This is a genomic window from Pseudomonas sp. TKO26 (assembly GCF_003225665.1).
GTDB classification, from domain to species: domain Bacteria; phylum Pseudomonadota; class Gammaproteobacteria; order Pseudomonadales; family Pseudomonadaceae; genus Aquipseudomonas; species Aquipseudomonas saponiphila.
This window is the reverse complement of the sequence record NZ_QKLN01000001.1, coordinates 144,943-156,393: the sequence shown is the minus strand read 5'-3', so window position 1 is coordinate 156,393 and position 11,451 is coordinate 144,943. Positions and strand designations below refer to the sequence as shown.

10 protein-coding genes and 1 other RNA gene are annotated in these 11,451 nt (G+C 60.1%); 2 read left to right on the top strand and 9 right to left on the bottom strand.

Translation table 11 applies throughout. The annotated features are described in order from the left end of the window. Window positions 1–2: 2 nt before the first annotated feature. The 9 genes from mraY to rsmI form a co-directional block, all read right to left on the bottom strand. On the bottom strand, window positions 3–1,085 hold the full coding sequence (gene mraY, locus DNK59_RS00800) for a phospho-N-acetylmuramoyl-pentapeptide-transferase (RefSeq protein WP_110721979.1): 1,083 nt from the start codon (window positions 1,083–1,085) through the stop codon (window positions 3–5). Beyond that, window positions 1,085–2,467, bottom strand: coding sequence for a UDP-N-acetylmuramoyl-tripeptide--D-alanyl-D-alanine ligase (gene murF, locus DNK59_RS00795; protein ID WP_110721978.1), 1,383 nt, complete (start codon window positions 2,465–2,467; stop codon window positions 1,085–1,087). The genes mraY and murF overlap by 1 nt, the downstream gene beginning before the upstream one ends. Next, the gene (locus DNK59_RS00790; RefSeq protein ID WP_110721977.1) at window positions 2,460–3,923 is read right to left on the bottom strand and encodes a UDP-N-acetylmuramoyl-L-alanyl-D-glutamate--2,6-diaminopimelate ligase; all 1,464 of its coding nucleotides are present in this window, start codon (window positions 3,921–3,923) and stop codon (window positions 2,460–2,462) included. Before DNK59_RS00790 ends, murF begins: the two co-directional genes overlap by 8 nt. Continuing rightward, a complete protein-coding gene (locus DNK59_RS00785; protein WP_092310509.1) occupies window positions 3,923–5,662 on the bottom strand; it encodes a penicillin-binding protein 2 in 1,740 nt (579 codons plus the stop codon). The genes DNK59_RS00790 and DNK59_RS00785 overlap by 1 nt, the downstream gene beginning before the upstream one ends. Continuing rightward, window positions 5,659–5,952, bottom strand: coding sequence for a cell division protein FtsL (ftsL, locus tag DNK59_RS00780; RefSeq protein WP_016966657.1), 294 nt, complete (start codon window positions 5,950–5,952; stop codon window positions 5,659–5,661). Before ftsL ends, DNK59_RS00785 begins: the two co-directional genes overlap by 4 nt. Next, window positions 5,949–6,896: a 16S rRNA (cytosine(1402)-N(4))-methyltransferase RsmH gene (gene rsmH, locus DNK59_RS00775; protein WP_047306014.1), complete on the bottom strand. Its 948-nt coding sequence runs from the start codon at window positions 6,894–6,896 to the stop codon at window positions 5,949–5,951. The genes ftsL and rsmH overlap by 4 nt, the downstream gene beginning before the upstream one ends. Further along, a complete protein-coding gene (gene mraZ, locus DNK59_RS00770) occupies window positions 6,893–7,348 on the bottom strand; it encodes a division/cell wall cluster transcriptional repressor MraZ (RefSeq protein ID WP_011063319.1) in 456 nt (151 codons plus the stop codon). The genes rsmH and mraZ overlap by 4 nt, the downstream gene beginning before the upstream one ends. Window positions 7,349–7,656: 308 nt before the next feature. Beyond that, window positions 7,657–8,010, bottom strand: an RNA gene (rnpB, locus tag DNK59_RS00765) — RNase P RNA component class A. Between the two features lie 72 nt (window positions 8,011–8,082). Further along, window positions 8,083–8,937: a 16S rRNA (cytidine(1402)-2'-O)-methyltransferase gene (rsmI, locus tag DNK59_RS00760; protein ID WP_177431195.1), complete on the bottom strand. Its 855-nt coding sequence runs from the start codon at window positions 8,935–8,937 to the stop codon at window positions 8,083–8,085. A gap of 237 nt (window positions 8,938–9,174) precedes the next feature. Here rsmI and DNK59_RS00755 point away from each other — a divergent pair, with 237 nt between their 5' ends. Both DNK59_RS00755 and DNK59_RS00750 read left to right on the top strand, forming a co-directional pair. Then, window positions 9,175–10,989: a penicillin-binding protein activator gene (locus DNK59_RS00755; RefSeq protein WP_110721976.1), complete on the top strand. Its 1,815-nt coding sequence runs from the start codon at window positions 9,175–9,177 to the stop codon at window positions 10,987–10,989. Further along, window positions 10,989–11,360 (top strand): YraN family protein, encoded by a 372-nt coding sequence (locus tag DNK59_RS00750; protein ID WP_110721975.1) that lies wholly within the window; start codon window positions 10,989–10,991, stop codon window positions 11,358–11,360. Before DNK59_RS00755 ends, DNK59_RS00750 begins: the two co-directional genes overlap by 1 nt. Window positions 11,361–11,451 lie beyond the last annotated feature (91 nt).

The following is an 11,451-nucleotide window of genomic DNA, read 5'->3' as shown; positions in this document are numbered from 1 at the left end:
TTCTACCTCAGCTTCAGGGTGGCAAGGCCGATCAACACGAGAATCACAGTGATGATCCAGAAACGGACGATCACCCGTGGCTCGGGCCAGCCCTTGAGTTCAAAGTGGTGATGGATCGGCGCCATGCGAAATACCCGGCGACCGGTCAATTTGAAAGAGGCCACCTGGATTACCACCGACAGGGTCTCCATCACGAACACACCGCCCATGATGAACAGGACGATTTCCTGACGGACGATCACTGCAATGGTGCCCAGGGCCGCGCCCAGCGCCAGTGCGCCGACATCGCCCATGAAGACTTGTGCCGGATAGGTGTTGAACCAGAGGAAGCCCAGACCGGCACCAATCAAAGCGCCGCAGAAGACAATCAGCTCGCCCGCCCCTGGTACATAAGGAATCAGCAGGTACTCGGCGAACTTCACGTTACCCGAGAGGTAGCAGAAGATCCCCAGCGCGCCACCGACCATCACGGTCGGCATGATCGCCAGGCCATCAAGGCCGTCGGTCAGGTTGACCGCGTTACTCGAACCGACGATGACGAAGTAGGTCAGGACCACGAAACCGGCACCCAAAGGAATGCTCACATCCTTGAGCATCGGGATCAGCAGGGTGGTTTCCACCGGGCTCTGGGCAGTCATATAAAGGAAGATCGCAGCACCAAGGCCGAACACCGATTGCCAGAAATACTTCCAGCGGCTAGGCAGACCACGGGAATTCTTCTCGATCACCTTGCGGTAGTCGTCCACCCAGCCGATGGCCCCAAAGGCCAGGGTCACCACCAGCACCACCCACACATAGTGGTTGCGCAGGTCGGCCCAGAGCAGGGTGCTGATACCGATCGCGGAAAGGATCAGCGCGCCACCCATGGTCGGCGTACCCGACTTGGACAGGTGGGACTGCGGGCCGTCGTTACGCACGGCCTGGCCGATCTGCCGGTTCTGCAGCGTACGGATCATCCACGGACCCAGGCACAGCGCCAAAGACAGCGCAGTCAGTACCCCGAGAATCCCGCGCAGGGTCAGGTACTGAAAGACCGCGAAGCCTTTGTAGAACTGTTGCAGGTACTCCGCTAGCAGCAGCAGCATTAATGTTTCACTCCGTCTTTTTCTTGAAGATGGGAGCCGCACAAAGCCGCGACGATGTTCTCCATCACCGCGCTGCGCGATCCCTTGATCAAAATGGTGGTATTGGGGTCTTGCTCGACGTTCAGGGCGGCAATCAGATCAGCCTGGCTGGCGAAGTGACGTGCATGCTCGCCAAACGCGGCGACGGCATGCGCCATCATCGGGCCCACGGCGTAGAGGGCCGAAACCTTGCCAGCGGCATACGCACCCACTTCGCGGTGCCCCTGCTCCGCCCACTCGCCCAACTCGCCGATGTCTCCGAGCACCAGGACGGTGCGGCCGGAAAAGCCGGCGAGTATATCAACGGCGGCACACATTGAGGTGGGGTTTGCGTTGTAAGTGTCATCGATCACCCGCATGCCATTCTTGGCCAACTGGGCGACGGTACGGCCCTTGACCGGTTGCACGGCATTCAAGCCAGTGGCGATTCCGAACAGCGACACACCCATGGCATGGGCGGCCGCAGCGGCGGCCAGGGCGTTGGCCACGTTATGGATGCCCAACAGGTTCAATTGCACCGTCTCCACACCCTTGGGGCTGTGCAACTTGAAGGACGGGCAGCCCCGGGCATCGCGGCCTATATCGGAGGCATGGAAATCCGCAGCGCTATCGTTCAGGGCAAAACTCAGAACTTGTCGCCCGGCAGCGCGAGCCTTCCAGATCGGGAATGCCTTGTCATCCAGATTGAGGACAGCAATCCCGGCGCTATCAAGCCCCTCGAGAATCTCGCCCTTGGCCTCGACAATCTTTTCCGGTCCACCAAACTCGCCAACGTGTGCAGTGCCGGCATTGCTGATAATCGCCACATGGGGACGGGTCATGGCCACGGTGTAGGCGATCTCGCCAATACGCGATGCGCCAAGCTCGATCACCGCAGCGCTGTGCTCAGGCGCCAGTTCCAGCAGGGTCAGAGGGGCGCCCAGGTCATTATTGAGATTGCCTCGGGTAGCCAACACCGGACCGCGGGTGCGCAGGATGCTGGCGAGCATTTCCTTGACCGTCGTCTTGCCGCTGGAACCGGTCACCGCTGCCACCGGCCGGGTAAAGGCACCGCGATTCAGAGCACCCAGTTGTCCCAGGGCCAGGCGTGTGTCCTTGACCAGCAACTGCGGCAGGGTGCTGTCGGGAACTTCACGCTCAACCAACGCAGCTACCGCGCCCTTGGCCGCCACTTCATTCAAGTAATCGTGGCCGTCGAAACGCGGACCGGTCAGGGCCACGAACAACTGTCCAGCCTGAATGGCCCGGCTATCAATGCTAACGCCATTAAAACGCGCATCGCCCGCGATCAGGCGGGCGTCCAGCGGAGCCAAGACTTCACTGAGCAGCAGGGCTTTAAGCATGTGCCACCTCCCATGCGGTCAGAGCCTTGTCGGCTTCGGCAAGATCGGAGAAATCATGGCGCTGGCCATTGATCTCCTGATAATCCTCATGCCCCTTGCCCGCCAGCACCACCACATCGTCCGCTGCGGCGGCAGCGATCAGACGGGCGATGGCCAGGCCGCGACCGGGGACAAAGTCGACCTTGTCCGCCGCGCTGAAGCCAGCGCGGATGTCATCGAAGATCTGCGCCGGGTCTTCGCTGCGCGGATTGTCATCGGTCACCAGCACGCCGTCGGCCAAGCGCTCGACTACTTCGGCCATCAACGGACGTTTGCCGCGGTCGCGGTCACCCCCACAGCCGAACAGGCACAGCAGGCGCCCCTTGGCGTGAGGACGCAGGGCCAGGAGTACTTTTTCCAGGGCATCCGGGGTATGGGCGTAATCCACCACCACCAGCGGCTGGTTGCCTCCTCCCAGGCGCTGCATGCGTCCGGCGGGACCTTCCAGCTTGGGCAAGACGGCGAGGATTTCGTCCAGGGCATACTCCAGGCCCAGCAAGGCGCCTACTGCTGCCAGCACATTGCTCAGGTTGAAGCGCCCCAGCAGCGCGCTGCGCAGGTGGTGTTCACCCTGTGGAGTCACCAGTGTTGCGCGCACGCCGTCATCGTCAAAGTTCGCTTCACGGCAGTACAGATAAGCAGAGGAATCTTCCAGGCTGTAGGTAATCAACCGCGATTCGTGCTTGTCGGCAGCCAGTTGCCGGCCGAACTCGTCGTCGAGATTGATCACCCGGCAACGCAGGTCGGTCCAATTGAACAGCTTGGCCTTGGCTGCGCCATAGGCATGCATGGTTCCGTGATAGTCCAGATGATCTCGGGACAGATTGGTCAGCACCGCCACGTCGAATGCCAGGGCCGCCACGCGCCCCTGATCCAGGCCATGGGACGAGACTTCCATCGCCACGGCCTTGGCACCGGCGTTCTTCAGATCGGCCAGAGTTGCCTGCACAGCGATAGGGTTCGGCGTGGTGTGCAAACCGCTTTCCAGCGCACCGTAGAATCCTGTGCCCAAGGTGCCCACCAGGCCGCAACGCTGCCCCAGCAGGTCCAGCGCCTGAGCCACCAACTGGGTGACACTGGTCTTGCCGTTGGTACCGGTCACGCCCACCAGATTCAACTGGCGGCTTGGATCACCGTAGAAACGTCCGGCAATGTCCGACAGCTGGGCTGCCAGGCCTTTGACCGGAATCAGCGGTACATCGGTCAGCGGCAAAACGGTAGCCCCTTCCACCTCGTAGGCCACAGCGGCAGCACCGCGCTGCAATGCATCGGCAATGTGCGCTCGGCCATCGAACTTGGCGCCAGGTACGGCCAGGAACAGATCACCAGCGCGCACGCAGCGGCTGTCCAGGGTCAGCTCACGGATCAGCAGATCGCGACCGGCGTGGGCAAAAATCTTGTTCAGGCTAAGAGACATCAGCCGCGCCCTCCATTGGCTCGTACTGGGGTGGCAGGAGCCGCGTTGGCCTGTTGCGTGGTCGGCAGGTTATCCGGAGTGATGTTCATCAAGCGCAGGGTGCCGGACATCACTTTGCTGAACACCGGTGCCGATACCAGGCCACCGAAGTAGCCAGCCTTGCTCGGTTCATCGATCACCACCACGATGGCGTAGCGCGGATCACTCATCGGGCCAAAGCCGGCAAACAGCGAGCGATAGGAGTTCTCGGCGTAGCCCTTGGTGCCCACCGAAGTCTTGCGCGCAGTACCACTCTTGCCGGCCACGTGGTAAGCCGGGACCTGGGCACGGAACACCCCGCGCGGCGCCTCGATCACCTGCTGCAGCATGCCCTGCATGGTTTTGGCGACGTTTTCCGGAATCACCTGGGTGGTTTGCGGTGCCTTGTCGGATTTGATCAGAGTCAGGGGAGCAATACGCCCATTGTTGGCCAATGCGGAGAACGCATGGACCAACTGGATCGCAGTCACGGAAATACCGTAGCCATAGGACAAAGTCGCAGTCTCAGCCTTGCGCCACTCCCGGTAGTTGGGCAGGTTGCCGACACGCTCACCAGGGAAACCGAGCCCGGTGTCCTGGCCCAGACCGATTTTCTGCGCCAGGCGGAAAATAGTCTCGCCGCCAATGTCGAAGGCGATCTTGCTCATGCCCACGTTACTGGAATTGATCAGAATCCCGGTCAGATCGAGTACCGGCCCTTCGGTCTTGGATACGTCACGAATGGTGTACTTGCCCAACTGCAAGGTGCCCGGATAAACCTCGACGGTATCGCTGGGCTTCCAGCGCCCGGTTTCCAGAGCAGCGCTCATGGAGATCGCCTTCATGGTCGAGCCGGGCTCGAACACGTCGATCATCGCGCGATTGCGCATCATTGCCGGCTGTAGGTTGCGACGGTTGTTCGGGTTATAGGTCGGCTGGTTGACCATGGCGAGGATCTCGCCGGACTTCACGTCCATGATCACCAGGCTACCGGCCTTGGCACCGTTCTCGACGATGGCATTGCGCAACTCACGGTTGGCCAGATACTGCAGGCGCAGGTCAATCGACAACGCCAAGGGCTTGCCGGCCTTGGCGTTCTTGGTGACCTGGACATCCTTGATCAATCTGCCACGCCGGTCCTTGATCACCTGACGCTTGCCGGGAACACCGGCGAGCCATTCGTCATAGGCCAGCTCGACGCCCTCGCGTCCACGATCGTCAATGTCGGTAAAGCCCACCATGTGCGCAGTGACTTCGCCGGCGGGATAGAAGCGACGGAATTCCTCGATGCCATAGACACCCGGCACCTTGAGGTCGAGCACAGCCTGCCCCTGCTCCGGAGTGAGCCCCCGAACCAGGTAGATGAATTCTTTGTTGGCCTGGGCTTCGAGACGCTCGGTCAGCGCCTTGGGGTCCTGGCCGAGAGCCATGGCCAGTGCTGGCCAACGATCCTTGGCCACCTGCATTTCCTTGGCGTTGGCCCATAGGGTAGTCACTGGCGTACTCACCGCCAGAGGCTCGCCATTGCGATCGGTGATCAAGCCACGGTGCGCGGGAATAGGGATATGTCGAACACTGCGGGCATCGCCCTGCCCTTTGAGGAAGTCACGATCGACCACCTGCAGATCGATGATGCGCCAGCCGATCGCCGACACCATGACCGCCAGCAAACCCAGCACCACGCGAAAACGCCAGGGATAGAGCGCGCCTTCAAGCTTCATGGCGCCACCATTCGAACTTCGGCCGCACCTGGGATGTGCATCTTCAACTGCTCGGTGGCCAGTACTTCAATCCGGCTATGAGCGGTCCAGGTGCTTTGCTCAAGGATCAACCGACCCCATTCAGCCTGAGCCTTGTCGCGCACACTCAATTCGCCGTACAGCGTGTTGAGCAGCAAACGGTTCCAGTGGGCGCTGTAGGAAACCGCGATCGCGGACACCAGCACCCCTACGAATAGCAGCAGCATGAAAAAGCTTCCGCCAGGAAGCGGCTTGGCGAAGAGCTTGCTCACCGAAGCTTCTCCGCCACACGCATGACGGCACTACGTGCGCGCGGGTTGGCCTTGAGTTCGGCCTCGGAGGCGAACTGCGCTTTGCCATGGATCTTGATTTTCGGCACGAAGGCTTCGAAACGCACCGGCAGGTTACGCGGCAGATTGTCAGACTCGCCTTTCACCAGGCGCCGCATGAACAACTTGACGATGCGATCTTCCAGGGAGTGGAAACTGATGACCACCAGACGGCCACCCACTTCCAGGGCGTCCAGCGCGGCTTCCAGGCCCGCCTCCAGATCGCCCAGTTCGTTGTTCACATGAATGCGCAAGCCCTGGAAAGCCCGGGTCGCCGGGTTCTTGCCCTTTTCCCAGGCCGGGTTGGCCACCTTGAGTACTTCAGCCAGATCGGCAGTGCGTTCGAAAGGCTGGATTTCACGACGCTCGACCACTGCCCGCGCCATACGACCGGAAAAGCGCTCTTCGCCGTATTCCTTGAATACGCGGGCAATTTCTTCCACTGGCGCGGTGGCGATGAACTCAGCGGCGCTGATGCCACGAGTCGGATCCATACGCATGTCCAGGGGGCCGTCATTGAGAAAACTGAAGCCGCGCTCTGGATCATCCAACTGAGGTGACGACACGCCCAGGTCGAGCAGCACGCCACTGACCTTACCGGCCAATCCGCGCTCGGCGACTTCCGAACCCAGCTCGGCAAAACTGCGCTGCACAACGACAAAGCGGCCGTCTTCGGCCGCTAGCGCTTGCCCGGTGGCAATCGCTTGGGGGTCTTTGTCGAATCCGAGGAGCCGCCCCTGCGCCCCGAGCTTGCTGAGAATCAGCCGGCTATGCCCACCACGGCCGAAGGTGCCATCCAAATAGCAGCCATCAGGCCGCACGGCGAGAGCCTCGACGGCTTCGTCAAGCAGCACGGTGATGTGGTTAAAGCCGCTATCAATAGTCACAGGATCAAATCACGCAGTTCGTCAGGCATGGCGCCCGGTTGTTGAATAGCCGCCAGGTCCGCTGCGGAAACAGCATTCCAGGCATCCTCGTCCCACAGTTGGAACTTGTTCAGCTGGCCCACCAACATTGCGCGTTTATCCAACTTGGCATACTCACGCAGGCGCGGCGGCACCAGAAAACGACCACTGCCATCGAGTTCAAGGTCGACGGCATTACCAATCAGCAAACGCTGCAAACGACGGTTCTCTTCGCGCAGCGAAGGCAGCGCGCGCAGTTTGGTTTCTATCAGCTCCCACTCGTCGAGAGGGTAAACACACAAACAAGGATCAACAGCATCGATCGTGACGATTAACTGTCCCGAACTTCGCGAAACGAGCTCGTCACGATACCGGCTCGGCATGGCGAGACGGCCTTTTGCATCGAGACTGATAGCGTTGGCTCCGCGAAACACGTCAGCGTTTCTCCAAATTTTAGCGTTTTGCGCTCATAAAACCCACTTCATGCCACTTTCCGCCACTTGCGCACACTATAGGAATGCGCCCACACCACCGTCAAGGCGCGCAGCGACGGAAAAGCCTTATAGAACGGAGATTTAGGACACTAAGAGGAGAGGTAACGAGAATTCGAGGGGCATTCCAGAGCATCAACTTCAGACGGCTCAATAAGCTGCACTGCGAAGTTAAAGTGATTTATTAAGAGTAAGATTTTTTCGGTATTACAAAAACGCTTCTGCTATTGATTCAAGCAGGGAGGGAAAAGGTGGAGAGTCGATCTGTAAGCCGGGTTCTGTCGAGGACAGTCATTCCTCTACGATGGCCATCACTGGACATCTTTAGCAACCTACCCGGTTCCAGCGCGGGCCACGCCTTGGAACCCTATTTGGTCTTGCTCCGAGTGGGGTTTACCTAGCCACGAACTGTTACCAGACGTGCGGTGCGCTCTTACCGCACCTTTTCACCCTTACCGGCACCGAAGTGCTTAGGCGGTTATTTTCTGTGGCACTTTCCGTAGGCTCACGCCCCCCAGGCATTACCTGGCACTCCGCCCTATGGAGCCCGGACTTTCCTCCCCCCTCTAATTTTCATAGAGGGCAGCGACTGTCCAATCGACTCTCCGCCGCGCAGGTTAACGGCAGAGCGGCCCGAGAACAAGCGCTAAAAGCCATTGGCCACCCTGGCATGCCATTTATTGTTCTTTCTGCTTACTCAAGGCGACCTGATACAGCACGTTCTTGCGCTCACCAGTAATCTCGGCCGCCAGCGCCGCTGCCCTCTTGAGAGGCATTTCCTTGAGGAGCAGGTCAAGCACGCGCATCGACTCAGCACTGATCGCCTCATCACCTTGCGGCGCCGTCCATCCTGCGACCAGCACCACGCACTCGCCGCGCTGCTGATTGCTGTCGGACTCAACGAACTGACGCAACTCAGAAAGCGGTAAGCCCTTGAGAGTCTCGAAAGTCTTGGTCAACTCCCGAGCCAACAACGCAGGCCGATCGCCACCGAATACCGCCTCCATATCCTGCAGACACTCAAGAATCCGATGCGGAGCCTCATAGAAAATCAACGTCCGCGGCTCTTCCTTGACCGACTCCAGACGCCCACGCCGACCAACCGCCTTGGCCGGTAGAAAACCTTCGAAGATAAACCGGTCAGATGGCAGACCTGCAGCCGACAAGGCCGCGATCAAAGCACACGCCCCGGGCACCGGAACCACATTGATACCTGCCGCCCGTGCCTGACGCACCAAGTGATAACCCGGATCGGAAATCAACGGCGTGCCCGCATCGGAGATCAGCGCAACATCGTCCCCAGCAAGTAGACGGGTGATGAAACGACTGCCCTCGTCACGCTCATTATGCTCATGACAAGCCGCCAGAGGCGTGGCAATACCGAAGTGCTGCATCAGGCGCTGAGAATGCCGAGTATCCTCGGCAGCAATGAGCGACACCTCGCGCAACAGCTTCAGAGCCCTGGCGCTGATGTCATCCAGGTTACCGATGGGCGTCGCCACCACATAAAGCGAGCCAGCAGCGGAATTCAAAGGACCCGGAACAGTCAAAGCGCACACCTCTTGATCGGCAAAAGCGCCATTGTAGCGCGTTGAAGCCCTCTCAATAGGCCTGACAATCGCTCAACACTCTGATCCTTTGCTGGCTTTTGTGCCTCCCCGCAACATTTGCACCAGCTAAATGGACGGTTTATCACCAGTAACATCGCGCCCCGGCCAGCGCTTGGGTACAATTCCACGCTCATTTGATCGAGTATCAGGAACACTTACATGATCGCTTGCCTGCGGCTGTTTCTCGCCCTCTGCCTGGCTACCCTTTTGGTGGCTTGCGCCAGCTCGCCCTCCTCCAGCCTTGGCGAACTTCCACGGACACCGGATGCCAGCATCGAGCAATTGCTCGAACAGGCCGCCACCAGCAAAAGCCCGGATAAAGCCGCCCTGCTGCGCCTGAGCGCAGCAGACATGGCATATCGCCAAGGCAACGCCGGACGCGCCGGTCAGATTCTGCAGCAAGTGCCTCTGGATCAGCTCAAACCTGCCCAGCAAATCTTCGCCAGCACACTGTCCGCAGAGCTGGCCATGGTACGCAATCAGCCAAAAGCGGCTTTAACCGCCTTGAGCCATCCAAGCCTGCAGCACCTGAGCGAGCTGCCAGCACCACAGCAGATTCGTACCGGAACCGTTCATGCTCGCGCCCTTGAGGCCGACGGCCAGACTTTGGCCGCAGCCAAGGAACGGATCTTTATTGCCCCCTTGCTCAAAGACGATGCCGCAGCAAAGAACCACGAAGCCATTTGGGCACTGATTGCCGCCTTGCCGACCGACCAACTGCAGCCAACGGGCAATGACGATCTGGCCGGCTGGATGAGTCTGGCCCTGGCAGTCAAGAGTGCCGGCACCCTGGAACAACAGCAGGCCGCCATTGATCAGTGGCGCGCACAGAATCCAAAACACCCTGCCGCCCTGCAATTGCCGCAACCACTGATCAAGCTCAAAGAGCTGGCCAGCCAACCCGTGTCGAAGATCGCCCTGCTGCTGCCACAGGACGGCCCGCTGGCTTCTGTAGCCAAGGCACTGCGCGAAGGCTTCATGGCGGCTCACTATCAAGCACAGCAAGCCGGACAGAAACCACCCAGCATCGAGTTCTACGACAGCTCGCGCCTGAGCTCTCTGGATGACTTCTATCGCAAGGCCCAAGCCGCCGGTGTGCAACTGGTAGTCGGCCCGCTGGAAAAACCTCTGGTCAAACAGCTGGCTGCGCGCCCGCAACTGCCCATTACTACTCTGGCACTGAATTACAGCGAGGGTGGCGAACAGGGCCCCGCGCAACTGTTCCAGTTTGGCCTGGCAGCCGAAGACGAAGCCCGTGAAGTTTCTCGTCGCGCTCGCGCCGATGGCCTGCACCGCGCCGCCGCGCTGATCCCCAAGGGCGAATGGGGCGATCGCGTACTCAAAGCCTTCCGCCAGGATTGGGAAGCCAACGGCGGCAGCATGATCGGCATCGAACGCATCGATCAGCCAGTCGCCCTGGCCCAGCAGATTGCCGACCTGTTCCAACTGCGCCAAAGCGAAGGTCGCGCCAAGAGCCTGCAAAGCACCGTAGGCACTCAAGTCGCCGCGCAACCGGCACGCCGCCAGGACATCGAGTTCATTTTCCTTGCGGCAACGCCACAGCAGGCACAACAGATCAAGCCGACCCTGAACTTCCAATACGCCGGCGATGTTCCGGTGTACGCCACCTCCAACGTATTCAGCGCCAGTGGTGATCAGAACCAATACAACGACATGAACGGAGTCATGTTCTGTGAAACGCCCTGGCTGCTGGACGCCAACGGCCTTCTGCGGCGCCAGGTCACTGCACAATGGCCACAAGCCGGAGGCAGCCTAGGTCGCCTATACGCAATGGGCGTCGATGCCTACCGTCTTGCACCACGCCTGGGCCAGCTCAAGGCCCTGCCTGACAGCCGGATCGATGGAGAGTCCGGCAGCCTGGGCATGGCCGCAGGTCAGCGCATCGAGCGCCAGCTGCCATGGGCCAAGTTCGTCAACGGCCAGGTCACCCGCCTGCCCGATACGCCGCGCTGATGCTCCAAGGATCACGCCAGCAGAGCGGAAGAGATGCCGAAAGCCACGCGTTAAGGCATCTCCAACAGCAAGGGCTGCGCCTTCTGGCGCAGAACTGGCTGTGCAAACGCGGCGAGCTTGATCTGGTCATGCTTGACGGCGATACAGTAGTATTCGTCGAAGTCCGCTACAGACAACACACGCAATGGGGTGGCGCCCTGGGCAGTATCGATGGGCGCAAGCGTCAGAAACTCATTCTTGCCGCGCAGATTTTTCTGCAAAAAGAATCACGCTGGTCCAACCATCCCTGCCGTTTCGATGTGGTCGCCATTGACGGCGCCCCAGGTGCAGAAGCCCGCCTGAACTGGCTGCGCAATGCCTTTGACAGCTGAAAGAAGCCATCAGGCAGCACCCATTTTCACCCAACTTTTTTGCTCTTTGCTTTGCGGGCTGCACATTCACGTGCCACCAAGCCGCGCTACT